At 70.1% G+C, this 23,790-nt stretch carries 25 protein-coding genes and 2 pseudogenes; 21 read left to right on the top strand and 6 right to left on the bottom strand.

The annotated features are described in order from the left end of the window. Positions 1 to 166: 166 nt before the first annotated feature. The 3 genes and pseudogenes from M8J74_RS00610 to M8J74_RS00600 all read left to right on the top strand — a co-directional run. Positions 167 to 1,285 carry a hypothetical protein gene (locus tag M8J74_RS00610; RefSeq protein ID WP_249834497.1) on the top strand — a complete coding sequence of 373 codons (1,119 nt, stop codon included), beginning with the start codon at positions 167 to 169 and terminating at the stop codon, positions 1,283 to 1,285. 75 nt (positions 1,286 to 1,360) lie between these two features. After that, positions 1,361 to 2,035 (top strand): peptide-methionine (S)-S-oxide reductase MsrA, encoded by a 675-nt coding sequence (gene msrA, locus M8J74_RS00605; RefSeq protein WP_249834496.1) that lies wholly within the window; start codon positions 1,361 to 1,363, stop codon positions 2,033 to 2,035. A 346-nt stretch (positions 2,036 to 2,381) separates the two neighbouring features. Continuing rightward, positions 2,382 to 2,518 (top strand): annotated as a pseudogene (locus M8J74_RS00600) (peptide-methionine (S)-S-oxide reductase MsrA); the annotation flags it as partial. Here the strand turns inward: M8J74_RS00600 and M8J74_RS00595 are convergent. Beyond that, entirely contained in the window at positions 2,510 to 4,273 is a 1,764-nt protein-coding gene (locus tag M8J74_RS00595; protein ID WP_249834495.1) for a PA14 domain-containing protein, read from the bottom strand. The pseudogene M8J74_RS00600 and the gene M8J74_RS00595 overlap by 9 nt on opposite strands. A 252-nt stretch (positions 4,274 to 4,525) precedes the next feature. Further along, the gene (locus tag M8J74_RS00590; protein WP_249834494.1) at positions 4,526 to 4,915 is read right to left on the bottom strand and encodes a hypothetical protein; all 390 of its coding nucleotides are present in this window, start codon (positions 4,913 to 4,915) and stop codon (positions 4,526 to 4,528) included. 292 nt (positions 4,916 to 5,207) lie between these two features. Between M8J74_RS00590 and M8J74_RS00585 the strand changes: the two genes are divergently transcribed. From M8J74_RS00585 to M8J74_RS00555, 7 genes and pseudogenes are all read left to right on the top strand, one after another. Further along, the gene (locus tag M8J74_RS00585; protein WP_249834493.1) at positions 5,208 to 5,315 is read left to right on the top strand and encodes a DUF4839 domain-containing protein; all 108 of its coding nucleotides are present in this window, start codon (positions 5,208 to 5,210) and stop codon (positions 5,313 to 5,315) included. A gap of 6 nt (positions 5,316 to 5,321) precedes the next feature. After that, entirely contained in the window at positions 5,322 to 6,101 is a 780-nt protein-coding gene (locus tag M8J74_RS44770; protein ID WP_308405989.1) for a hypothetical protein, read from the top strand. Then, a complete protein-coding gene (locus M8J74_RS00575; RefSeq protein ID WP_249834492.1) occupies positions 6,098 to 6,346 on the top strand; it encodes a DUF4291 family protein in 249 nt (82 codons plus the stop codon). The genes M8J74_RS44770 and M8J74_RS00575 overlap by 4 nt, the downstream gene beginning before the upstream one ends. 148 nt (positions 6,347 to 6,494) lie before the next feature. After that, positions 6,495 to 7,069: pseudogene (locus M8J74_RS00570) on the top strand (hypothetical protein). Positions 7,070 to 7,427: 358 nt separating this feature from the next. Continuing rightward, a complete protein-coding gene (locus tag M8J74_RS00565; RefSeq protein WP_249834491.1) occupies positions 7,428 to 8,945 on the top strand; it encodes a restriction endonuclease in 1,518 nt (505 codons plus the stop codon). 197 nt (positions 8,946 to 9,142) lie between these two features. Further along, positions 9,143 to 9,931: a hypothetical protein gene (locus tag M8J74_RS00560; RefSeq protein ID WP_249834490.1), complete on the top strand. Its 789-nt coding sequence runs from the start codon at positions 9,143 to 9,145 to the stop codon at positions 9,929 to 9,931. 168 nt (positions 9,932 to 10,099) lie between these two features. Next, a complete protein-coding gene (locus M8J74_RS00555; RefSeq protein ID WP_249834489.1) occupies positions 10,100 to 10,825 on the top strand; it encodes a DUF4839 domain-containing protein in 726 nt (241 codons plus the stop codon). Positions 10,826 to 10,979: 154 nt separating this feature from the next. Here the strand turns inward: M8J74_RS00555 and M8J74_RS00550 are convergent, their stop codons facing one another. Together M8J74_RS00550 and M8J74_RS00545 are read right to left on the bottom strand one after the other, a co-directional pair. Further along, entirely contained in the window at positions 10,980 to 11,738 is a 759-nt protein-coding gene (locus M8J74_RS00550; protein ID WP_249834488.1) for a DUF2182 domain-containing protein, read from the bottom strand. Then, positions 11,735 to 12,349: a DUF1326 domain-containing protein gene (locus tag M8J74_RS00545; RefSeq protein ID WP_249834487.1), complete on the bottom strand. Its 615-nt coding sequence runs from the start codon at positions 12,347 to 12,349 to the stop codon at positions 11,735 to 11,737. Before M8J74_RS00545 ends, M8J74_RS00550 begins: the two co-directional genes overlap by 4 nt. Before the next feature lie 120 nt (positions 12,350 to 12,469). On the opposite strand from M8J74_RS00545, the gene M8J74_RS00540 reads away from it, so the two are divergent. From M8J74_RS00540 to M8J74_RS00530, 3 genes are all read left to right on the top strand, one after another. Beyond that, positions 12,470 to 12,829, top strand: coding sequence for a DUF4291 family protein (locus M8J74_RS00540; RefSeq protein ID WP_249834486.1), 360 nt, complete (start codon positions 12,470 to 12,472; stop codon positions 12,827 to 12,829). 137 nt (positions 12,830 to 12,966) lie between these two features. Next, a complete protein-coding gene (locus M8J74_RS00535) occupies positions 12,967 to 13,692 on the top strand; it encodes an NAD(P)-dependent oxidoreductase (RefSeq protein WP_249834485.1) in 726 nt (241 codons plus the stop codon). Positions 13,693 to 13,758: 66 nt separating this feature from the next. Next, positions 13,759 to 14,067 carry an immunity protein CdiI family protein gene (locus M8J74_RS00530; protein ID WP_249834484.1) on the top strand — a complete coding sequence of 103 codons (309 nt, stop codon included), beginning with the start codon at positions 13,759 to 13,761 and terminating at the stop codon, positions 14,065 to 14,067. 22 nt (positions 14,068 to 14,089) lie between these two features. On the opposite strand, the gene M8J74_RS00525 is transcribed toward M8J74_RS00530, so the two are convergent. Then, on the bottom strand, positions 14,090 to 15,349 hold the full coding sequence (locus M8J74_RS00525) for a hypothetical protein (RefSeq protein WP_249834483.1): 1,260 nt from the start codon (positions 15,347 to 15,349) through the stop codon (positions 14,090 to 14,092). A gap of 289 nt (positions 15,350 to 15,638) precedes the next feature. On the opposite strand from M8J74_RS00525, the gene M8J74_RS00520 reads away from it, so the two are divergent. The 7 genes from M8J74_RS00520 (at position 15,639) to M8J74_RS00490 (ending at position 21,545) form a co-directional block, all read left to right on the top strand. After that, positions 15,639 to 16,472 (top strand): CPBP family intramembrane glutamic endopeptidase, encoded by an 834-nt coding sequence (locus M8J74_RS00520; protein ID WP_249834482.1) that lies wholly within the window; start codon positions 15,639 to 15,641, stop codon positions 16,470 to 16,472. Continuing rightward, positions 16,472 to 17,644 (top strand): sensor histidine kinase, encoded by a 1,173-nt coding sequence (locus M8J74_RS00515; protein ID WP_283947603.1) that lies wholly within the window; start codon positions 16,472 to 16,474, stop codon positions 17,642 to 17,644. Before M8J74_RS00520 ends, M8J74_RS00515 begins: the two co-directional genes overlap by 1 nt. Next, on the top strand, positions 17,641 to 18,303 hold the full coding sequence (locus M8J74_RS00510) for a response regulator (protein WP_249834480.1): 663 nt from the start codon (positions 17,641 to 17,643) through the stop codon (positions 18,301 to 18,303). Before M8J74_RS00515 ends, M8J74_RS00510 begins: the two co-directional genes overlap by 4 nt. A gap of 149 nt (positions 18,304 to 18,452) precedes the next feature. Then, a complete protein-coding gene (locus tag M8J74_RS00505) occupies positions 18,453 to 18,638 on the top strand; it encodes a hypothetical protein (protein ID WP_159104183.1) in 186 nt (61 codons plus the stop codon). Beyond that, positions 18,635 to 19,312 carry a cytochrome b N-terminal domain-containing protein gene (locus M8J74_RS00500; RefSeq protein WP_249834479.1) on the top strand — a complete coding sequence of 226 codons (678 nt, stop codon included), beginning with the start codon at positions 18,635 to 18,637 and terminating at the stop codon, positions 19,310 to 19,312. The genes M8J74_RS00505 and M8J74_RS00500 overlap by 4 nt, the downstream gene beginning before the upstream one ends. Next, positions 19,309 to 20,286, top strand: a complete 978-nt coding sequence (locus tag M8J74_RS00495) for a hypothetical protein (RefSeq protein WP_249834478.1) — start codon at positions 19,309 to 19,311, stop codon at positions 20,284 to 20,286. The genes M8J74_RS00500 and M8J74_RS00495 overlap by 4 nt, the downstream gene beginning before the upstream one ends. A 158-nt stretch (positions 20,287 to 20,444) precedes the next feature. After that, complete coding sequence (locus M8J74_RS00490; protein ID WP_249834477.1) at positions 20,445 to 21,545, top strand: serine hydrolase domain-containing protein; 1,101 nt, start codon at positions 20,445 to 20,447, stop codon at positions 21,543 to 21,545. Between the two features lie 49 nt (positions 21,546 to 21,594). Here M8J74_RS00490 and M8J74_RS00485 read toward each other — a convergent pair whose 3' ends face one another. Further along, positions 21,595 to 22,635, bottom strand: a complete 1,041-nt coding sequence (locus M8J74_RS00485) for an NAD(P)-dependent alcohol dehydrogenase (RefSeq protein ID WP_249834476.1) — start codon at positions 22,633 to 22,635, stop codon at positions 21,595 to 21,597. A 191-nt stretch (positions 22,636 to 22,826) separates the two neighbouring features. Here M8J74_RS00485 and M8J74_RS00480 point away from each other — a divergent pair, with 191 nt between their 5' ends. Continuing rightward, positions 22,827 to 23,759 (top strand): helix-turn-helix domain-containing protein, encoded by a 933-nt coding sequence (locus M8J74_RS00480; RefSeq protein ID WP_249834475.1) that lies wholly within the window; start codon positions 22,827 to 22,829, stop codon positions 23,757 to 23,759. Positions 23,760 to 23,790 lie beyond the last annotated feature (31 nt).

Genomic DNA, 23,790 nt, shown 5'->3' with positions numbered 1-23,790 from the left:
GCCGGACGACGGGGCTCGGGAGGCGGGACCGGCGGGTTTTCCCTCGGTGGCGCAGGCGCTTCGGCCGGACGGACGCCGCGGCGGTCCCGAACCCCGTGGCGTCGGGTTGTCCACAGGTCGGCGGACCGGTTCGCCATTTGTCCGAGGCGTCTGGAACGCTTGAGGCATGGAGATTCTCTGGGTCCTGGTCGCGGTCGCCATGCTGGGCTTCGTGCTGCTCCCGGTCATGCGACGCCGGCGGGGCATGATCGAGCAGGTCCCGGCCGGCCACCCGGACGCCGCGGACCCCGCGGACTACGGCTTCGTGCGCGAGGAGGAGCTGGACGTCCGCATGCCCGGCCCCGACCACGACCTGCTGGACGTGCTGGACCTGGTGCAGCGCACGCAGGACTACCGGGCGGCCTCCCAGCTGCTCGCGGGCACCGAGGCGGAGGGCGAGCTGCGCTGGCAGCGCGTGCAGGCCTTCGCGGGCGCCGCGTCGCTGGAGCTGAAGGAGCGGCCGGGCGGGGTCGGCGAGGTGCCGGGCGGGCAGTGGCTGCGGGTGTGGCGGGCCGAGCAGCCCAAGGACGCCGGCGGTGCGGCCGTGCACGCCGAGTTCCTGGTGCAGCAGGCGTGGCGGACGTCGACGCCGGGCACGGACGAGTTCCGGATCATCATGGAGGAGGCGTCGGCGGCCTGCGGGGACGCGGCGCTGCTCGCCCCCGGCGACCCGGTCCCGTACATCGTCGAGCTGTCGGTGGCCCGCGGACTCGGCTACTCGGAGCCGGAGTTCGATCAGCTGTGGCTGAAGATCCTGGACCGCGCCCCGTCCCACATGGGCGCGCACCTGGCGGCCCTGCACTACTGGTGCGAGAAGTGGCACGGCTCGCGCGAGCAGGCGTACGCCTTCGCGGAGGCCGCGGCCGCCCGCGCCCCGCGCGGTTCCCTCCTCGCCGCCATGCCGCTGTTCGCGGTCTTCGAGCACCTGCCCGAGGTGAACCTGGTCCGCGGCTTCTACCAGAGCGAGGTCGTGACCAAGGCGATCCACGGCGCCCTGCATGCGGTCCACTCGGCCCGCCCCGACGACCCGATGCTGGCGCACGTGCGGCACCTGCTGGTGTTCTTCCTGGTGCGGGCCGAGCGCTGGGGCGAGGCGATGAACCAGCTCATACACATCGACGGACACGTCGGGGCCCTGCCCTGGACCCTGTCCGCCGACCCGGCCGCCGAGTTCGCGGTGTACCGCGCGCTGGCGGTCGCGGGCTACGAGGCGAACGGCGGCAGCCCGGCGACGCTGCCGCACTGACCGGCCACGGCGGAATGCCGCCCCGCCGCGGCATGTTGACGGCAGCGAACCCTCGGCCCCTCGCTTGGAGACCGCATGTTCCTGTACAGCCGTTCACCGCAGCTCCCCACCCCCGAGCAGGCTCTCCAGGGCCGTCCGGAGCCGATCTTCACGGTCCCCGACCGGCACACCGTCCTCGGCACCCCGCTCCTGGGTCCCTACCCCGAGGGCCTGGAGGTCGCCGACTTCGCCCTGGGCTGCTTCTGGGGCGCGGAGCGCAAGTTCTGGCAGCTTCCGGCCGGGGTGTGGACCACCCTGGTCGGCTACCAGGGCGGCTACACGGAGCACCCCACCTACGAGGAGGTCTGCTCCGGCCTGACCGGCCACACCGAGGTGGTCCGCGTGGTCTTCGACCCCGAGGTCATATCGTACGAACGCCTCCTGAAGACCTTCTGGGAGTCCCACGACCCGACCCAGGGCTTCCGCCAGGGCAACGACGTGGGCACCCAGTACCGCTCGGCGATCCACACCCACACCCCCGAACAGGCCAGGGCCGCCGAGGCCTCCCGCGAGGCCTACCAACGCGTCCTGACCGGCGCGGGCCACGGCACGATCACGACGGAGATCCTGCCGGCGCAGGCCCGCCCGTTCTATCCGGCGGAGGGGTACCACCAGCAGTACCTCTCGGGCAGCAAAAACCCGGACGGGTACTGCGGGTTGGGCGGGACAGGAGTCTCTTGCCCGATCGGCTTGGCGATGACGGATGACTGAGCCACTGCCGCCCGACGTCACGGCAACCCTGCGGGCGCTGCTGTCCGGCTCAGATCCGGTTAGCGTGGCCCTGCTGGCCCAGGTTCTCCATACCCGGGTGGTGGGCAGGTGCGGCTGCGGCTGTGCAACGGTCGATCTAGAGGTGGACCGTACGGCCGTGGCTCCCGCGCAGTCACATGGCAATCCGGCCGTGGAAGCGGGGTACACCGACCCGCACACGGCTGGTGTGATGGTCTGCACAGAGGACGGTTACCTGTCACTCCTGGAGATCTACTCGGTTGCTGACGAGCCAATCTCAGCCTGGCCAGACCCCAGCCACATCGAGCGATGAGCAACTAAGCACAGGCACCAGCAGTACCTGGACAAGAACCCGGCGGGGTACTGCGGGATCGGTGGGACCGGGGTCAAGCTAGGGGACCCGTCCGGGACGAAGTGGGGGCGTCGTGCCCGACAGGGCTCGCGGCACCCCGCACCTCACAGTGAGAGGCCGTAGGCTCCGGCGCCGTACGTCACAGCGGCGGTTGTGCCGTCGGCAAGGACTGCGGTGATCCGGAAGTACGTCGTATCGCCGTGGATCCGCGGCACGTAGGCCTTGTAGAGGGGGCCCTTGGAGCTCGCGACCGTGCTGACTCGTTCGTAGGTGTGGGTGGACGGGTCCCACTTGTCCAGGTGGTACTCGGTGACGGTGCCGCAGAGGGTCACTTCGTCGCAGGTCCACTGGACGTATCCGACGGTGCCCACGGTTTCGGGGTTGGCGATGGTGAGCGGGCCGGTGTCCGCGCCGCGGGCCTCGTCGGGCCTGTTGTCGGGTTCGGTGACGGTGACCGTGGAGGCGTCGGCCCAGGCGATGTGGTTGTCCCAGCGGTCGAGCGCCGCGACGAGGAAGGTGACCGTCTCGCCGTCCAGAGGTCCCGCGCACAGCAGCGCGTTCGGTACGTCCCGCTCCGGGAACACCGAGGCGGCATCGCTGCACCCGGTGGTGTCGTAGTGGATGCTGCCGTCGGACCGCTGGACGATGCGGGCGGCGACGTAGCGCAGGCCGCTCTCGGCGGGGGCGTCCCAGCTCAGCACGATGCCGTCCGCACGCGGGGTCGCGGTCAGGCCGGTGAGCGCGGGCGGGGGAACGCTGTCGGGAGTTACGGTGACCGGCTCCGACATCGGGGACGAATTGCCGGCGGCGTCGGTGACCACGGCGGCGTAGGTGTAGGTGGTGCCGTCGAAGGCCGACAGGTCGTCCGTGAAGGTGTCGATCGACGGTGAGGCCGCCGTCACCGTGGCGAGGAGTTCGGGGCTGTCGCCGAGGATTTCGCCGGTGGAGCGGTAGAGCTTGAGGGTGCCGCCGGTGCGCAGCTCGTGCAGCGTGCCTTCGCCGGGCTGGTACCAGCTGACGTTGAGGGAACTGGCCGTTCCCGGCTTGTGGGCCACGGCGAGGACGGGGGCCGTCGGAACGATGGTGTCGGGCGGGGTGACCATCAGGACGGGGGTCCGCTCGGACACGTTCCCCACACGGTCGGTGGCCTGGACGGCGTAGCGGCGCGGCGTGCCGTCGGTTGCCACGTCCGGGTCGGTCCAGGTGGTCTTGTTGGTCGGCCCCATGGAGATCCAGCCGCCGTCCGCGATCTCTCGGTAGACCTGATACGGATAGGCGGCGAGGTCCATCTCCTTGTTGGGCGCCCAGGTGACGGTCGCGGAGCCGGCGTGCTCGTCGTACGCCACCCTGGCCCCGGTCGGTGCGAGCGGGGCGACGTTGTCCGGGCCCGAAGCGCTGGGCGTGTAGGCGAACTTGACGGCGGCGGAGCCGGTCCAGTTGACGTAGTCGACACGGATGGTGTGCGTGCCCTGGGGGATGGTCAGGTTGACGGTCTGGGAGACGGTACTGGTGCCGTTCTTCCACAGGTCGATCTCGCGCGTGCCGTCGAGGTACACACGGATGCCGTCCTGCCCGGACGCGGCGAACGTGAAGGGCCCCCCTGAGCCGAAGTCACGGGTCACGGTCCAGCGGACGCCGAAGTCGTCCTTGCCGACGCCGGAGACGCCGGGCGAGTCGGCGGCCCAGTTCTCGCTGACCGCCGTGTCGCAGTCCGTGCGCTTCGCCGCACCCGAGAAGGCGGTGTTCGCGAAGACCTGCCGGGTGTAGGTGTTCGTCGCGCAGGCCGCCGCCGACGCGGAGGCGGACACGGACGCCGACGCCGACGCCGACGCCGACGAGGTGGCCACCGCGGCGAGACCGCCTGTCATCACGGTCACCACCGCGGTTGCGGCGGCCAGACGCGACCTTCCGACACTGCTCACTGAGTCCCCCCGCGGGCACGTGGCTGCCCCACAGGCAGTCCTACCGGGATAGAGGATTCATGAGAGCAGCCTGTGGTTGTACGGCAAAACGGTTTCTCGGCGCTGTCGACGACAGGGCACCGGGTGACTGCGTCGGTTTGGGCCACTTCGCCTCAACTGCGGTGTTGAACCCGGCTGTTCAGCCGCATTGGCAACCTCTCAGCTCTTCTCGGGTGACCCTTCCTGCACAGGTGCGCCATGGCCGATGGTCAGGGACCAACGCACGGCCGAGGGCGCTTCGACCGAGGCGACGCCGTTTCGATCTGCCCCTGTCAGGTCAACCTGGTTGTAGTTGGTGCTGTTCTTGTCGGCGACGCACGGCTGTGCGAAGGAGACGTGTGCGGACCGCACGACAACCTTGATCTTCCCTTCGCCCCGGCAGCTCACTGCCACGATGAGGGCGTCGCCTTTCCTGCCCTTGCTGTAGGCGATGCCGGCATTCCCGCTGGTCATTTCCTTTCGGCCGGCGAGAGTCTCGTCGGCGTCCAGCTCGGGCGGCTTCAGCACGAAGGGTCGTGCAGTGTTCGGCGCGGCGGTTGCCGTTGCCACGCTGGGCGAGGGGGAACGCCGAGGCGGCGGAGCCTGCCTGGTGTCCGAGTGGTCTGATGTGCACGCGGCGAGGGGGAAGGCCATGGCAGCGCACAGGAAGCTCAGTCCTGCTGCACGGGTGCGGCGAGGCATATGAGTCCTTCCACAGGCGGCGTGTAAAGGGTGGGCGTGGATTGCTGCCCTTTGCGGTTGCTCGGGACATGCAGGCAACTGACGCGATCATGCCAGCGCTGGGGATGGGCTACCGTCTTCCTCACATTTCCTGAGGAAGACGTGAGGTTCACCTACGTCCATGAGCATCGTCGGCGCAGGCCACAACTTCCGATTCGTCGCCGAGGCAGGCGAGTTCAACGCCGACCAGTGCGTCTTCTGCCTCGACCCGGTCTCGGCGGACGGCTGATCCGGGGTGGCCGACGTCGACAGGCTCAGACGTCTGCTCGCCGCTCTCGCCGCTCTCGGCGCCGAGGATCCCGAAGGCTGGGCCGAGTCGGAGGTCGGGGAGAACCTTCCTCAACTGGCCCGGTACCGGCTCCTTCGGGCGCTGTCCCGGGACATCGAGGCCTGGGACGCCGCCGCGGTCGACTCCCTTCGCGACGGGATGAAGGCGGAGGGAGCCCGTCTCGCCGATCCCGTGGCGGAGACAACGCGGATCGCCCGCGCCGTCGCACGCGAGACCGTGTTCAGCGTCCTGTACCGACTCGCGGATCCGAACAGCGACGACCTGCCCACCGAACTCCGTCAGCAGATGCCCGGGTGGGTCCTCATGGAGACAACACCCGCCGGTGAGCCGACGCATCGGGTGCTGGACGCCTTGTACGAGGACCTCGACAAGCCGGACTCCCCGGCCGCGGCGCCCGGCGACAGGACCGTCGCGGAAGGCTGGATCCGGGAGACCAACCTGCGCGCCTTCTGCGAGTCACTGGCGGCAGAGGTGGGGTACGACTTCGACGACAGCGACTGGCTGGCCATCGACACGGCACTCCCCCACACCGACGACGAGCAACCTCGCTCGGCCTGGTACACCTACCCCCTCGTCGGGCGCACCCGCGTGGATCTCCACATCGCCCGATCCGTGGGCGGCGGCGAGGTGTCGGTGAGCGTCCGGGGAACGGTGGACAGCCGCACCCGCATCCGCGTCGAGCTGCTCGTCGACGTCATGGCCCGCTATGCGGTCGCACCCGGTTGAGCTTCCAGCGACACCGCGCTGGCTGCCGCCGAAATCAGTGGCCGCCCGAACCCGCCCACCGCACGCTGTACGCCCTGGAAGAACCGCAGTACAGGATCCGTGCGGCCCACTCGGAATCCACGATCACCGTCTACCAGGCGTACTCCGCGGACATCGGTCTGCCCGCCGCACGCGACGGCCGGTTTCCCGCCGTGTGGAAGCGGGACAGGATGACGTGGGTCATCAACCGCGTCCATAGACCCTAGGGGCACGTCGCTGCCACTGGCCTGCATCAACGTCGTTGGGTGCACCCGTCGAAGCCTGGATCATGGCTGCGTGAAGAAGTGGACGAAGAACGAACCTACCGTCGAGCAGCCAAGCCCTGAGTCGAAGCTTTCCGCCTACCAGCGGGCGATGCGGGAGAGGCTCCTCGCAGCCCCGTGGTAGAGACCCCCGAGCCCTGGCGCCGCATCGCGTACGCCCCGGTCGGTGGGCTGCTCGGTATCGGCTTTGTCTCGCACCCCAGCGCCGGCCAGGACTTGGTGATGGTCGTCTCGCACGACGGTCACGGGCTCTTTGATGCCGTCACGGGGGAGAAGATCGCGCGGGATCGTGACCCGGACGCCAAGGACGGCAACCGTGACGCGGATCCAGCTCAGTGGTGTCCTGGGTTGGGACCGGTTGCCGGAAGCAGGGTGCGCGTCGCCGGGCTTTTCGGCGGAGAACTGCACACCGTCAGCGGAGATGGTTGGAAGCTGGAGGTCGTTGCTCCGGCTTGGCCGAACGAGCGTGTTCTGCTCTCTCGCGACGGCGGTCTGCCGCACTCCGGCCCTCACGGAGAGCGCTGGTGGCACATCTTCGACTCCCACTACTCCGAGCTCCGTGCCGCTGGATTCTCGCCCTCCGGACAGACCCTTGCCGTAGCGACGAGCAGCGATCTGTCCCTCTGGACTCGCAGCGCCGACCACAACCGTGGTAGTGGCGACTGACAATCAGCCGGGACCTGGGAGTTGAGGTCGTCGGTCTGCTGATCCTCTTTGGCCACCAGTCGCAGGCTACGAGGTCCCAGGTATGGCGCATTGCGTTGCCTTGCCGTCGGCCACGGGGATGTGACCCATCTTCAAAGATGTTCATGAGCCGGCTTGACGTGGGTCATCAAGCCGCGTTGGCGGACTCCTGTACGTCGCAGAGAGGGGAACACGACGATCCACCCCCGCTCGGGGACAGGTCAGCCGCTGTGCAGACCGTTCGGATCGAGCACGGATCGAGCCAACTTTCGCGGCTGTGACGTGGACAGACACGCACTTGGGGATGTTTCTCTGCTGAGCCATGGGGGTGGGGGGAACGATGGCACGCAAAAAGTCGCTGACGTCACAGTTGGTCCAGGCCTACCGGGATGCGCAAAAGGCCAAGGAAGTCGAGGCCAAGCGCCAACAGCAGCTGGCGCAGCGGGCGGCACGCGCGGCCGAGCAGGAGCGGAAACGACGGGAGCGGGAACGCGCGCGTCAGGAGCGGGAGCAGGCGCAGGCGTGGACCCAGGCGCAGAAGGCCGCAGAGCGTGAGCGCTTGGCGCAAGCGCGAGCCGCTGAGCAGGTCGAGCGTGGTTTGGCCAAGCGAGAAGCAGAGCGAGCCCGGCAGGCTGAGGCGAAGAAGAAGGCGGCGCAGCGGCAAGCAGCTCACCAGGAGCGCCTTGCCAAGCAGCAGGCCGCCCAGGAGATGCGAGCCGAGGCCGAGCAGCGAACGTCAGACCTACAGCTGAGGGTCGGGGAGCTGAACTCCGTTCTGTCTTTCCCGCCCGCACCGTCGCTCGCGCTGCGGAAACAGGTAGAAGCCGCGTTGCTTGAGGGTGACCCCGAGGCACTCACCAACGCGGTAGAGGTTGCGTTGATCGAGGCTGCGTACCCTGCGGGCCTGCGCGGTTCGTGGCGATGCGCGTTCGTCCCAGAGACACGGGAACTGCTCTTGGAGGTGGATCTCCCGGGACAGTCGGTCGTGCCCACCGCTGCTTCTTACCGGTACAAGGCGTCAGCTCCACCGGCAGTGGCTGTCCAGCCGCGCAAAGAGGCCGAGATCAAACAGATGTATCGGCTGCTGATCGCTCGCCTGGCCCTACGCGCCATCAATGAAGTGCTCACGCTGACCCCGGCAGCCTTGGTCGACGTTGTCGCTTTCAACGGTCATGTGAACGCGAAGAATCGCGCCACCGGCAAAGCAATCCGCCCTTGCCTCATCAGCGTGCGGGCGACCCGGGAGACCGTGAACGACCTGGTTCTGGATGAGCCTGAGCTCGACCCGGTCGAATGCTTGCGGCACCTCAATGCTGTCGTCTCTCAGCATCCCTACGATCTCGAACCCGTACGGCCCGTCGTCACCTTCGATCTGACGAAGTACAAGTGGGGGCCGGACATGGACGTCGTCTCCGGACTCGACAACCGCCCCGACCTCATGGAACTCGACCCGATCGCATTCGAGCACCTCGTGCGACGGCTGTTCGAGGCCATCGGCCTCAAGGCCTGGGTGACTCAGGCCTCCCGCGACGACGGCATCGATGCCGTCGCCACCAACGAGGACCCCATCGTGGGCGGGCTGTGCATCATCCAGGCGAAGCGCACCCGCAACGCCGTACCGGCCGATACGGTGCGCGCTCTGGCCGGCGTCATGCACGACAAAGCCGCAGCGAAGGGGATCATCGTCACCACTGCGTGGTTCGGGAAAGCCAGCAAAGACTTCGCCTACCGCACCGGCCGCATGGAACTCATCGATGGCCGCGGGCTCAAAGCTCTCCTCCTGGAACATCTAGGGATCGATGCCCTCATCAGCCTGCCCAAGACGCCGCCCGGCTGGGAGATCCGTGATCAGCGCTGACCCTGAGCTGGAGTGCTCTGGGCCGCTCCCCGATTGAAGCCCAAACAGTCTGTAAGCAAGGCTTCACGTGGATCATCGAGCCGCGTTGACAGGCCCTTGCCCGTCTACGACGTCGAAGAGCGAGTCGGAGGGCGCGTCGATGGGCCCTGCCATGCTGCCCCGCAGCCGGCTCCGACCGTGCGTTAGCCTCTCGATCCATGTCTGACCTGCCCGACCACACCAGCGCAATCATCGACGCGATAGTCGATCACGTCGGTCGCTCGACGCTTCCCTTCCAGCGGGCACACCGGGAGGAACAGCACGCGACGGCCTTCTGGTTCAACGAACTGGTGGAGACGACCTCCGAAGGTGAGGTCATCTGGCAGTACCTCGTGACCGCCAGTGAGCCGGCGCGAGTGGAGATGGCTGAGTTCACCCTGCGCCCTGCACTGTGCGCACCCGTGATGAGCGCTGAGAAGCTGATGATGCTCGAGTTCGCGGAGGGGTGGACCCATCTCGGCGATCTGGGGGTGGCGGTCATGTCCTCCACCGGGCTGCACGCGCACGGCGCCCGCAAGGGCTGGCACTGGACCACCGACGAGATCACCGACGGCATCGCGGCTACGGAACAGGACATCGCCGGCATCGGTGGGTCGCCGGTCCCGGCCTATCTGCTGGGTCACGTCAATGACGGGGACGGTTCCCGGGAGCAGGCCGTCGTGATCGGCCGGATCAAGCGCTCTGGCGACGGCGGCATCCGGTGGATCGGAGACGTGCCACAAGGGTGCGTGGGCGCGCCGGTGTTCATTGGTGCATCCCTCGGCGGGGACAGTTTCAAGCTGGTGTGCGTCGGAGTGGCACTCACCACCGACGCACACCACACCGTTGCCGCCTTCGACCGCATCCGCGCCGCCCTGAAAGCCATCCCGTCGAACAGCACGCCAGCCCCCGGAACCGGCTCTCGGGCAGGCGAGCAGAAACGGCGCTGGTGGCAGCGACGCAGCTGACGCCGCACGGCACCGCCGGGCCACGAACAGGGCACGCTGAGCACGGCAAGCCGTGGTCCGGATCGAACACGGGCCGAAGGCAATGCAGATGGTGCCGAGTTCCGTGCGGAGTCCCTTATGCTCGCGAGGCCGTTGGTATGAGCAGTCATCTGGGGGACGCGAAGCCGCATGACCGACGAGATCAAGTACGAGTACAAGACTGTGCGGGCAGTTCGCGGCACCAACGGCTTGGTGATCTCGAAGATGCAGAAGGACGGCTGGGAGCTCGTGGAAGAGGCCCAGGGCACGCTCCGCTCCACTCTCGACTTCCGTCGGCCGAAGAAGCCACAGCCGTGGCTCCTGATCGGCGCGGCCGCCGCCATCCTCGTGATCCTGGCCGCCGTCATCGGTATTGCCTCGGCATTCAGCGGCGGAGGCGCCAGGGAGGATGAGTCAGACAAGTCGACGGCCAGGGCGAGCGAGAGATCTTCCGCTACGCCGGCTCCGGCTGCTGCCGAGTCAGCCACCCCTAAAGTGATCACTCCTCGGAACAGCTCGGAATTCGCGGCACTGCTGAAGGCGGACTCGTGCGACGACGCCGATGTGAACTTCGCGACCAGGCACAAGGGCGAGACGGTCGCGTTCAATGGTTCGATCGTTAGCGCGGCGCACCACGGTGACCACGACACCCGCTACGACTTCCTCCTCGGCCCAGGCGACAAGGGACCGAGTACGGCTGTGGGTCCTGCCTTCAAATACGAAGACGTCAACACCCTTGACCTACATCTGACCGGAAAGAAGATCCCCGCCACCCTCGGCGCCGGCGACAGGTTCCGTTTCGTCGCCAAGGTGGGCGACTTCAACGCCGACCAGTGCGTCTTCTTCCTCGACCCGGTCTCGACTGAAGTCCGGTAGTAAGACGGGCAGTCAATTCGCCAGCCTCCAGCTAGCAGCACCACCCGTCCGAGTTGAGGGTTCACCGTGGCGGAACAGGATCTTCTGCGGCCCCGTGAGCCGGACCTTCATGTGCCCGCCCGGCGCGGAATCTTGCGCGGGCACTTGCCCGCCCTCACATCCTGGCCATACCGCCACCGGTGAGGCCAGGAGCCAGCTCCGGGAACCAGAAGACGGCGACGGCCAGGGCGATCGAGGCGATCCCCACGACCCGGGCCACCAGACGGCCGGCCGGAGCCAGCTTCTCGGTGGTGATCACGGCGGTCAGAGCCACCATGGCCCACAGGTTCATCACGCCGAACGCCGCGAGCAGCACCATCAGCGACCAGCAGCAGCCCAGGCAGAAGGCCCCGTGGTGGGCTCCCGCGCGCAGATCGCGCGAGGGCCCTGCGTACGAGGCGTAGCGCAGCATCAGCGCGATCGGCGAGCGGCACCTCGCCAGGCAGCGGTCTTTGAGGGGGGTGAGCTGGTAGACACCGTTGACCGCGAACACCGTCGCGGCCACCGCGGTCCCCGCCGACGCGGGGAGGCTCTCCACTCGGCCCAGGCCGGCGGCCAGCCCGTACGCCGGCAGCCCGACCGCGGCCCAGACAAGCAGGTAGCCGACCGTGAAGACGACCATGCGCGGCGCTCGGTGCACGGTGATGGTGCGTGCGTACAGCGCGCCGACGGGCGCCGTGGCGGGCAGCATCATCGCAGCCATCATCAGCGTCCACACGGCCAGGAAAGCGGGCAGGCCCAGGCCCATGGTGCCCGGCATCGCCTCCATGCCGCCCCAGCGTGTCACCACCCAGACCCAGGCGGCGGCCGCCGCGACCAGCAGCAGTCCGGCCGGACTCGCCCCGCGGCGGAGGGTGACCGGCCGACCGGTCACGCGGACCACGTGAAGGGCGCCGAGTGTCCGTTGCCGCCGGAGAAGTCCCAGGAACGGCCGTACACGCCGTCACCCGTCGCCCGGGTGGACCGGGCAATGGTCAGCGTGCTGTTCGCCGGGTGGAACATGCCGGTCAGGCTCATGACCGGACCGTCCTCGCCGTACTGAGGGGCGACCTGGTCCTCGATCTCGATGTCGATGGTGTCGCCCACCCGCGCGGCGTGGCGGCGGCCGTCGTCGCGGTAGTCGATGGGAGCGCGCTCCATCCCGAGGACCTCGCCGATGAGCGGGGTGAGCGCCGCCATCGGCCCGCCGGCCTGGCCGGAGAAGACCTTGCCCAGCGCCTCCGCCTGGCCGTCGTCAGCCGAAGCATCGAGGTACAGCGCCACCTGCCAGCCACCGTCGGCCATCACGCGGGGCGCGTCGATGAAAACGGCGACGCTTCGGCCGGAGACGTCCACGCCGTCCACGCTCCCGCTGTCCACGTGGAACGCCAAGGTCACCTGGCAGCGCTCGTGGTCGGCCGGTGCGGTGAGGCCCGAGGTGGTGCAGGGGCACACCACGTTGCAGTTGCAGCTCTCCAGATATGTGCCGTTCAGATTCCAGGACATGGCTCTACCTCCCCTTCACAGGGTCCGCGCCATCCCGGTGCAGCTCCTCTCCAGGCTATTCCCGGCAACACCCCTCCCGCAGATCGGCCGGCAACCAGCTCACCGTCCTGACACCTGCTCGTGGGGGCGACCGTGGCGGCCCGGGCCGACTCGCTCGTCGCTCCCACAGTCGAGACGCCGAAGGTCTGCGATCTTCGATCCGGCACCGTCCAGGGCGGAGACAGGCCGTCGTTCCTGTGGATGATGTATCGCTGCGGCTGGGCCACGAAGCCGGGGCAGGAGACGGTGCTCGCCGTCGAGATCGCCCGCGACGGCTTCGAGTGGGCGCTGCGCAACGCGTGCCAGTCGAGTTACGTACGGGGTCTGCACCCCGACCTCGCGCTCGTCACCAGCGGCGACCTGGACACGGCGAGCGGCCTGCTGCCGAAGGAGACGCCCTACCCCACGCAGGGCGAACTGCTGCCCCACCCGCACCGGTGACCGGGCAGTGCCCGATCGGCATGGCCTCGGCCCGGAGATGAGCGGCGACTTCCGTCCTGGGAACCGCTCCCCCACGTCACACTGCGGCCCGTCCCGGCCCTCTTGTCGGCAGACACGACTGCAGAGGGAGAGACCCAGTGAACATCGTCATCTTCGGGGCGAACGGACCGACCGGGCGGCTGGCCGTCGAGCAGGCGCGGGCGGAAGGGCACGCCGTCACCGCCGTCACGCGCGCCCCTGAAAGTTTTCCGATGAAGAATCCGCGCGTGCGCGTGGTCGGGGCCGATGTGCTTGATCCCGGTGCGGTAGATGGTGCGGTGGCCGGGCAGGACGCCGTGATCTCGGTTCTCGGAGTTCCCTTCGGCCGAAGCCCCGTCGCCGTGTACTCCGTCGGCGTCGGCCACATCGCCCGCGCCATGGCCGAGCACGGCGTCCGGCGCTTCGTCGGCGTGACCTCGGCCGTGCTCTTCGGTACGGCGGCGCCCGGCGAGGGTTTCCTGTTCCGCAAGGTGCTGGAGCCGTCCGTCGTGCGTTTCATGGGGCGCACCGTGTACGACGACATGCGGCGCATGGAGGAGATCGTCCGCGCGACCGACCTCGACTGGACGGTCGTCCGTCCCGGTGGTCTGTTCGACAGGGAGGGCGTCAGCGACTACCGGGTCGGCACGGAACGCCTCCCCGGCCGGTACACCGCCCGGGCCGACCTCGCGCACGCGTTGCTGCGACAGGCGGTCGAGGACCGGCATGTGCGCGCCTTCGTCGACGTACGGACGACGCAGGACACCCCGAGCTTCCTGGATCTCCTGCGCAAGGAGGCGTTCAGCGGCGAGCGCGGGAGGAAGAAGGAGCCCGTTCGCACATAACAGTCCCGCGGCCTGAGCGCCCCCCGCAAACAGGGCCACGCCGCGACCCCTGTGAGAGGGTCCGGTGTGGTCCACTACCTGCGTTTCTTCTTCGAGGCCGGCGTCGACACCCCTCTGTGGCCGCAGGACATGGCCAGTCCGTACGGCTACCCCTGTGATCTCGCGCGCCTCCCGATCAGCCGGGAGACGCGGGACGAGCTGGCCAGGTTGAGCGAGTGGTACCAGTCGTCGATCGACTGGGACTACCCGCCGAACCCGTCACCGTGGTCCGACGAGGAGTCCCGGCGGTTCAAGCAGCAGGCGCTCGGCACGTTGGACGTGCTGCGTCGCGAGCTGGGGGAGGACTTTGTCGTGCGCGACGAGAGCCTGCTCTGAGAACCGCGCCGGTCGGGCGTCGTCAGCTCGGGTTCTGGTTGCGGCGGCGGCGCACGAGGACGAGCGTGCCCACGCCCGCGGCCATCGCCGCGGCCGCCGCGCCCGCGATCGGCAGCGCGGGGGAACCGGTCGCCGCCAGGTTGCCGTCAGGCGGCGTCGTACCGTCGTCGGCGGGCGTCGACGACCCGCCCGTCGCTCCGGCGGAGCCACCGGCCGAGCCACCGGTCGAACCGCTGGTCGAGCCACCGGTCGAGCCGCTGGTGGGGGCGGCCGTCGGGCTGTCCGTCGGGCCGCTCGGTGTGCCGGTCGGGTCCCCGCCCGGGACGTCGAGCGTGATGTCGGCCTTGTCGTTGGTCTTGTCGGGGTCGAACGGCCGCGGCTCGGTGCTCAGCGCCACCGAGCCCTTGGCCTGCGGCACGCGCTTGTCGATCCTCAGCTGGAAGGTGTAGTTCTCGTGGCCGCCCTCGTTGTAGGCCGGCTGACGCATGCCGCAGGAGTAGGCGTGCCCGTCGGCCCTGCAGAAGGAGGCGACCTTGACGACCGACGTCCCGGCGGGCGGTGTGACCACGACTTTCACGGTCGTGGACATGACCCAGGCGGGCCCGGCGTTGGTGAACCGCAGCTTCATCGGCACCGTTTCGCCGACGCTCCCCTGCAACGCGGCGCCCGTGACCTGGAAGTCGGCCGTGTTGACGGTGGTGACCGGCACGTCGACGATGCGCTTGGACCCGGCGACGCCGGTGTGGGTCTCGGCCAGTTTCACCGCCGGTGCGGTTCCCGGGACCGGGTCCTCGCCGTTCTCGTCCGGCGACGGGGCGTTCCAGTCGACCTTCACGCGCAGCTGGTCGTCGAGCGCGCGGTCCAGTGCCTTGACGCGGAGCGGCGTCTCGGGGGTGTAGAGGACACCCGGCTGCACCGACCGGTCGTACTCGCAGACCGCGGTCCACCGCTCGGGCATCTCGTCGTACGACCTGACGTGCTGGGTCCAGCAGTTGGAGGGGACCTCCGCGAAGTCGAGGCCCCGGGTGACGCCGTAGGTGATCCACACCTTCCCGGCGGTGGCGGTGCCCTTGTTCGCGACGACGGCCGGCACGTCGAAGGTGCCTCCCGGCTTCAGCCCGGCGACCGGCTTGACACCGCTGACGACCAGGTCGGGCTCGGCGTCGTCGGCGAACGCGGCGGGAGCCGCGGCCAGCGCGATCAGGCCGGCGGCGCCGAGGGCGGCGACAGCGGCACGGGAAGCGCGCGCGGCATGCGAGACGCGGCGGTCGGATCGGGGCATCGGCATGAAGGACCTCTGGGGGAGTACGGGCGAACGGAGGGTGTTCTCCCGGGAAACATCGCTTCGGTCCCTAGACTCCCGCCGGCCCCGAACAGTTGCACGCCCGGGCGTCGAGACGTGACGAGAGCGGTACGGCACGGGTCGTGAAGCAAGTGGTACGGCACGGGTGTTGTCCCCCGTGGGAGCTACGTGCAGGTGTCCACCGTGAGGTGACGATTCCCGGGGCGCGGATCCATAGCGTCTTCAGCAGCCGCGGCGCTCCGGTCGCGGGTGCGGAAGAGGAGTCGTCATGAAACTGGTGTGGCAGGTACTGGCCGTGGTGGCGGTCGGCGCGATCGGCGGTCAGGCGGTCACCGCCGTGCAGGACAGCCCGTGGCTGTCGCTGCTGCTGGGCGGCCTGACGGCCGTCGCGTCGGTGTTCGTCTACCGGTGGGTCGTGGGCCGCACCGAGGGGCGTCCGGTGACGGAGCTGGCCCGGGAGGGCGCCCGGGGGTCGCTGTTCCGGGGCACGGTCGTGGGCGTCGCGATGTTCGGGTGCGTCATCGCGAACATCGCCTTCCTCGGGGACTACGACGTCCACGGCTTCGGCTCGCTGACGGGCGCGATCGGACTGGTCGGCTTCATGGCCGCCGCCGCCGTGACGGAGGAGCTGATGTTCCGCGGCCTGCTCTTCCGGCTGGTGGAGCGGCGACTGGGCACGTACGCGGCACTGGCGCTGTCCAGCGTGCTGTTCGGCGCGATGCATCTGTTCAACGAGCACGCCACCCTGCTGGGTGCCGTCGCCATCGCGATCGAGGCCGGTGGGATGCTCGGCGCCGCGTACGCCGCCACGCGCAGCCTGTGGCTGCCGATCGGCCTGCACTTCGGCTGGAACTTCGCGGAGTCCGGCATCTTCGGCACCGAGGTCTCCGGCAACGGCGCCACGCACGGCCTGCTGGACGCCTCGACGTCGGGCTCGACGCTGATCACGGGCGGGGAGTTCGGCCCGGAGGCGAGCCTGTACTCGATGCTGTTCGGCGTGCTGGTGACGATCGTGTTCCTGCGGCTGGCCCGCCGGCGCGGCCACCTGGTACCCCGACGGCGGGCCGAGCGCGTCGACGCCCTGGCTACACTCGCCCGGTGATGACCCCACAGCAGGCCGGCCAGGTATGGCGCCGGCTGGACGTCACGGTACGGGACCTCCCGCTCGGGCTGCTGTTCCTCATCGGCTCGTTCCTGCCGGCGCTGCACGGCAACGGCACGGTGATCGGCGGAGTGCCGACCCGCCCCACGGACGCACTGGCCGTCGCGGCGATCCTGCTGGAATGCCTTCCGCTCGTCGGGCGGCGGCGTTGGCCGGCCGTCACCCTCGCCCTGGTGACGTGCGGGTTCGCCGTCGACCAGCTGCGCGGCTACCACGCGTTCGCGACGACCGCGCTGCCCATCGCGCTGCTGAGCGCGGGGTCCCATCTGGAACGGCACCGGCGGACCTGCGTTCTCGTCCTCTCCGCGGCGTACGTGCCGCTGGCGGTGGCGCTCTCCCGGCTCGGCACGGGCGAGTCGCCGGAGGAGTTCGTGACGTTCTACCTGGCGCTGGCCCTGGCGTGGGGCGCCGGGGCGTGGCTGCGCTCCACCCGGGCCGCCGAGGCGGACCGCAGGCGGCGCGTCGCCGAGGACACCCGCACCGCCGAACGAACTCGTATCGCGCGGGAGTTGCACGACGTGGTGACCCACCACGTGACGGCGATGGTGGTGCAGGCCGAGGCGGCGCGCTATCTGACCGCCGCGCCCGACCGGCTCGACCAGGCGCTGACCGCCGTCACGGACACCGGGCGGCGGGCCATCACCGACCTGCGGCACCTGCTCGATCTGCTCAACCCCGACCACGGCACCGGGACGGCGGCGGACACGGCCGAGCCCAGGACGCCGGCGGTCGGCAGGCTGCTGACCCTCGTGGAGCAGACGCGCCGGGCCGGTCAGCCGGTGGAGTTCACCGAGGAGGGCACGCCGGCCGAGTCGACCGGCAGCGCCGACCTGGTGGCCTACCGGGTGGTGCAGGAGTCCCTGACGAACGCCCTCAAGTACGCCCACGGCAGCCGGACTTCGGTCCAGGTGCGGCACGGGGAACGGGAGATCACCGTGGAGGTCAGCACGGACGGCTCCGGCTCGGGGACCGCCTCCCCCGGCGGCAGCGGGCGGGGCCTGGCGGGCCTGCGCGAGCGGGTCGGCATCCTGGGCGGCGACTTCAGCGCGGACCGGAGCGCGGGCGGCGGCTTCGTCGTACGGGCCCGGATACCTGCGGGGAGCACGGCGTGACCGTACCGATCCGGGTGCTGGTCTGCGACGACCAGATGCTGATCCGTACCGGCCTGGTGACGATCATCGACGCCCAGCCCGACCTGGAGGTCGCGGGCGAGTGCGGGGACGGGCGGGCCGCGGTCGAACTCGCCGGCCGGCTGCGTCCGGACGTCGTGGTGATGGACATCCGCATGCCGGTGCTCGACGGCCTGGAGGCCACCCGTCTGCTGGCCGGTGCCGGGGTGCCGCATCCGGTGAAGGTGCTCGTGGTGACCACGTTCAACCTCGACGAGTACGTCTACGAGGCGCTGCGCGCCGGGGCGAGCGGGTTCCTGCTGAAGGACGCGCCGCCGGACCGGCTGCTGCACGGCATCCGGACCGTCGCCTCGGGCGCGGCGCTGCTGGACCCCGAGGTGACGCGCCAGCTCGTGGGCCGGTACGCCGCCCGGATCCGGCCCGCCGGGGGCGGCGCGCCGCAGGACCTTCCGCTGACCCCCCGTGAGCTGGAGGTTCTGCGCCTCATCGCGGACGGCCTGTCCAACAGCGAGATCGCCGCGGCGCTCGTGATCAGCCAGGAGACCGTCAAGACGTTCGTGTCGCGCATCCTCGCCAAGCTCCAGCTCCGCGACCGCGTCCAGGCCGTCGTCTACGCCTACCGCCACGGCCTGGTCACCTGAGGCACGGCGACCGTCCGGTACGGCGGCCCGGGTGCAGGAAACCCTGCTCCCGTTGCCCCGTTCGGCCCACTGCCGCCCCGGCCCGGATGCCCTCCGCTCTCCGAGGCGCTTGGCTTGTGGTCGGCGGCACCGGGAAGGACGGGAGGTCGATGATGGCAGTCACGGGAATGCCGAGGGGCCACGCGCTGGCCGCGCCGGTGGACCTGAACGGGACCGGGCACTACGTGCACTGGGGCGTGATCCAGCTCTCGGTCGCGAACCTGGTGGTCATCGGGGTGATGGTGGTCGTCTTCGTCCTCGCCCTGCTGCTGCCGTTCCCCGGCGGCCGCAGATGACCGCGCCGCACGAGCCGGCCTCGCGCGGCTGGACGGGAGCGGTGCGGCGGCGCGCGGTCGCGGCCCTGCCCCCGGACAAGCTGCTGCCGGACACGCAGCCCGCCTACATGGCCTCGTGGATCTACGTCTTCGGCGTCCTCACCCTGAGCTCCCTGGTCGTGGTGCTGGCCACCGGCGGGGTGCTCGCGCTGAAGGGCCCCGCGTGGTGGCACGTCTCCGATGCCGGCAAGTACGTGAACAGCCTCCACCTGTGGAGCGTGGAGCTGTTCATGTTCTTCATGGTCATCCATCTGTGGGGCAAGTTCTTCATGGCCGCCTGGCGCGGCCGGCGGGCCCTGACCTGGATCACGGGCGTGGTGTGCTTCCTCACCTCCATCGGCACCGCCTTCACCGGCTACCTCGTGCAGCAGAACTTCGACTCCCAGTGGATCGCCGGGCAGGCCAAGGACGGCCTCAACTCGGTCGGTATCGGCGCCTTCTTCAACGTGCTGGACTTCGGGCAGATGCTCATGTGGCACATCGTGCTGCTGCCGTTCGTCCTCGGTCTGCTCACGGCCTGGCACATCCTGCTGGTACGGCTGCGCGGGATCGTGCCGCCGATCGGGGCGGCCGACCCGGCGCACGGTTCGCCGGCCGCGTCCGCGCCCCTGCCCGCCGAGGGGGAGGCACCGTGACGCGCCGTCGACGCGAGAGGGCCGCGGTGCCGGACCCGGCCGCCTTCCCCACCCGGTCGTACGACCTGGTCAAGGAGTTCACGATCGCCCTGGTCGTGGTCGCGCTCCTGACCGCCGCCCTGGCCGCCGTCTTCTCCTCGCCCGACGACCGGCCGGTGACCCTGGCCTCCTGGTCGCGGGCGGACGGCGCGGACTTCACGGCGACGGCGGCCGCCGAACTCGGCGGCACCAGCGGGACGGCCGAGTACGGGCCGCCGTACAACCACACGCCCGGCGCCGCGCAGAAACTCGGTCCGCTCGGGCTGCAGAGCGCCGCCGGGGTCCGCATCCCGATCGACACCGCCGAGGACTTCGTCCTGCGTCCGCTCGCCGACGCTCCCCAGCCGCCCGTCGTCCGCGTCGCGCTCGCCGCCTGGGCCGCGGCTCCGGCCGCCCGGCAGCAGGCGTGGACCAAGGCCTACTCCGACGCGCTGGCCAAGGCCCCCGGCGGCGATCCCGCGAAGGTCACGGGCGGCGGCTTCGGCCCGGTCCCGGTCCTCGTCGCACGGCTTCTCGACATGGCCAGGTCGGGTGCCCTGGACGGGCAGCTGCAGGCGGAGGGGAAGTTCTACGAGACCGACTACACCCGCCCCCTGCTGTTCCTCTCCGACGGCTCCTACCTGGAGACCCTCGCCCGCGCCCAGCACCTGGGCGGGGACCAGTGGGGCATGATGAACGAGACGGGCGACTACCCGGGCCAGGCCTGGCTGTGGCTCTACACGTTCTGGTACCAGATCGAGCCGTTCAAGTCGTCCGGCAACGCCGACGCCCTCATCTGGGGTCTGATGGCCCTGCTCAGCCTGGGCCTGATGCTGCTCCCCTTCATCCCCGGCCTCCGCTCCATCCCCCGCTGGACCCGCGTGCACCGCCTGATCTGGCGCTCGTACCACCGCACCGCCGACCAGCCCGAGGGCCGTGACAATTCCCCTGGGTGAGCCCGGTCCAGCCACTCAGAACGCAGGGCGGCGGGCTTCTCGCCCTCCGGGCAGACCCTCGCCGTGGCGACGAGCAGTGACGTCTCCCTGTGGACCCGGGCCGCGCCGTCGGCTAATTCGGTTGCCCCCCGCGGGGCGTCTGCGGGGTAATGCCACCCATGGCTGACATCCAGGGCTCGTACGACGACCTGTTCACCGCCGTGCCGCAGGCGCTGGCGGAGTTGCTGGACGGCGGGGACGTCGGAGGCTCGGTGGCGGTGTTCGTGGACGGGGAGCCCGTCGTGGACGTGTGGGGCGGCTTCGCCGACGCCGGCCGTACGGTGCCCTGGCAGCGGGACACGCTCGTCGGCGTCTACTCCGTGACCAAGACGATGACGGCGCTGTGCGCGCTGATCCTGGCCGACCGGGGCGAGCTCGACCTGGACGCGCCCGTGGCCCGCTACTGGCCGGAGTTCGCCGCGCTCGGCAAGGAGAGGGTGCTGGTGCGGCATCTGCTGTCGCACACCGCGGGGCTGCCCGACTGGGACGGTCCGGTGGAGGAGCTGTACGACTGGGCGGCCGCCACGGCACGTCTCGCCGCGTCGGCCCCGCAGTGGGAGCCGGGCACCGCGGCCGGGTACCACTCGCTCACCCAGGGGTTCCTCGTCGGCGAGGTGGTGTGGCGGGTCAGCGGGCGCAGTGTGGGCGAGTTCTTCGCCGAGGAGGTCGCCGGGCCGCTGGGCGCCGACTTCCATCTGGGCCTGGGCGCCGAGCACGACGGGCGCCTCGCGCTCACCGTCCCGCCGCCGGGGCGGGACGAGGACTACACGGCGAGCGCGCCGGGCAACGAGGCCGCTCCCGGGACCGCCCTGCGGGTCCGCGACGGCAACAGCGTGGCCTGGCGGCGCGCGCTGATCCCGGCGGCCGGCGGCTTCGGCAACGCCCGTTCGGTCGCCCTCGTGCAGTCGGTGACGGCCTGCGGGGGAAGCGTGGGCGGGGTGCGGCTGCTGTCGGAGGCCGGCTGCGCGCGGGCCCGGGAGGAACAGTTCAGCGGGGACGACCTGCGGCTGGGGATGCCGGTGCGCTGGGGGCTGGGCTACGGCCTGTTCGGCAGTACGTACGGGTGGGGCGGCTGGGGCGGCTCGCTGGTCATGATCGAGCCCGAGGCGCGGATGGTGGTCGCGTACGTCACCAACCAGATGCGCGAACCGGCCGCCGACAACCGGGGGCTGGAGCTCGTCATGTCCGCCTACGACGGGCTGACGGGTCTGCGGGGCTGAGACCGCGTTCCCGTCCTCACCGCGGTGAGGACGGGAACGGGCACCGCGGTCAGATCGTCGACGTGTCGATCACGAAGCGGTAGCGGACGTCGCTGGAGAGCACCCGCTCGTACGCCTCGTTGATCTGGTCGGCGCCGATCAGCTCGATCTCGGCGCCGAAGCCGTGCTCCGCACAGAAGTCCAGCATCTCCTGGGTCTCGCGGATGCCGCCGATGCCGGAGCCGGCGAGGGTCTTGCGGCCGCCGATCACCGAGAACAGGTTGAGCTTGACGGGCTCCTCGGGCGCGCCGACGTTCACGAAGGCGCCGTCGGTGCGCAGCAGCGACAGGTAGGCGTCCAGGTCCAGCGGGGCCGAGACCGTGGAGAGGATCAGGTCGAAGGTGCCCTTGAGGTCCTTGAAGGTGTTCTCGTCGCTGGTCGCGTAGTAGTGGTCGGCGCCCAGCTTGAGGCCGTCCTCCTTCTTGCGCAGGGACTGCGAGAGCACCGTGACCTCGGCGCCCAGCGCGTGCGCGATCTTGACGCCCATGTGGCCGAGGCCGCCCATGCCGAGGATCGCGACCTTCTTGCCGGGGCCGGCGTTCCAGTGGCGCAGCGGGGAGTACGTGGTGATGCCGGCGCACAGCAGCGGGGCGGCCACGTCGAGGGACAGGGCGTCGGGGATGCGGACGACGTAGTTCTCGTCGACGACGATCTTCTCGGAGTAGCCGCCGTAGGTGGGCTCGCCGTCCTTGCCGACGGCGTTGTACGTGCCGACGCCGCCGCCGGTGCAGTACTGCTCCAGGCCGGCCTTGCAGTTGTCGCATTCACGGCAGGAGTCGACCAGGCAGCCGACGCCCACGCGGTCGCCGACGGCGAACTTGGTGACGCCGGGGCCGACCTCGGAGACGATGCCCGCGATCTCGTGGCCGGGGACCATCGGGAAGATCGCCTCGCCCCAGCCCTCGCGGGCCTGGTGGATGTCGGAGTGGCAGATGCCGGCGAACTTGATGTCGATCAGGACGTCGAACTCGCGGACCTCGCGGCGCTCGATGGTGGTGCGCTCCAGGGGAGCCTTGGCGGCGGGTGCGGCGTACGCGGCAACGGTGGTCATGCCGAAATCTCCTCGGGGGGTCCGTGCCCGGCTGCCTTCTGTCCGACGTTCCGGCTGTCGGTCCGTCCGGGCACGCAGTCCAGCGTGCCCCGAAGATCGGGCTTCACCCAGGCCACGCCTTTGCGTACGTCCGCTGTGCCTACCACTGGCGGGGTCAGGCTGGTGAGCGTACGACCATGCATCCTTGACGTATGGACGACTACCCCGACGACGCCGTACCGGAGCCCGCGGGCGTGACCGGCGGGGCCCTCGACCGGCGCGCCGAGCTCAGCGAGTTCCTGCGGACCCGGCGGGCCCGGCTGAAGCCGGAGGACGTGGGGCTGCCGGACTTCGGACGGCACCGGCGGGTGCCGGGGCTCCGGCGCGAGGAGCTGGCGCAGCTGGCGGGTGTGTCGGTGGCGTACTACACCCGGCTGGAACAGGGCAACGGGCGCAACGTCTCGGCGGAGGTCCTCGACGCCATCGCCCGGGCGCTGCGGCTGTCCGACGCCGAGCACTCCCACCTCACCCACCTGGCGAAGCCGAAGCAGCACAAGAAGAAGCCGGCCGCGCGGACGCAGGCGGTCCGCGGGTCGCTGCGGCAGCTGCTGGACACCCTGGACGGGGTGCCGGCGTACGTCACGGGGCGCTACTCGGACATCCTCGCCTGGAACCGGATGGCGGCGGCGCTGTTCGGCGACTGGGGCGAGCTGCCGGTGCAGGAGCGCAACTGGGCGCGGCTGGTGTTCCTCAACCCGGCCCACCGGGAGCTGTTCGTGGAGTGGGAGCAGAAGGCGTCCGACATCGTCAGCTTCCTGCGCATGGAGGCGGGCTGCTTCCCGGACGACCCGCGGCTGTCGGCGCTGGTCGGCGAGCTGTCCGTGAAGAGCGAGGAGTTCCGGCGGCTGTGGGCGACGCACGACGTGAAGGAGAAGGGGCACGGCCTCAAGCACCTGCACCATCCCCTGGTGGGCGATCTGACCCTCAACTTCGAGTCGTTCCGCCCGGCCGACGACGACGGACAGGCCCTGATCACGTACCACGCCGAACCGGGCTCCCCCTCGGCGGAGGCACTGCGCCTGCTGGCCAGCTGGGGCGCCGACGCGACCCGGGCGGGCAAGGGATCGGCGGCGCCCAAACGGTGACCGGTCCCGCCCACGCCGGACCCGGGTGGGC

Source organism: Streptomyces panaciradicis (assembly GCF_023516615.1).
In the GTDB taxonomy this organism is placed as follows: Bacteria; Actinomycetota; Actinomycetes; order Streptomycetales; family Streptomycetaceae; genus Streptomyces; species Streptomyces panaciradicis.
This window is presented reverse-complemented; position numbering and strand designations above follow the sequence as displayed.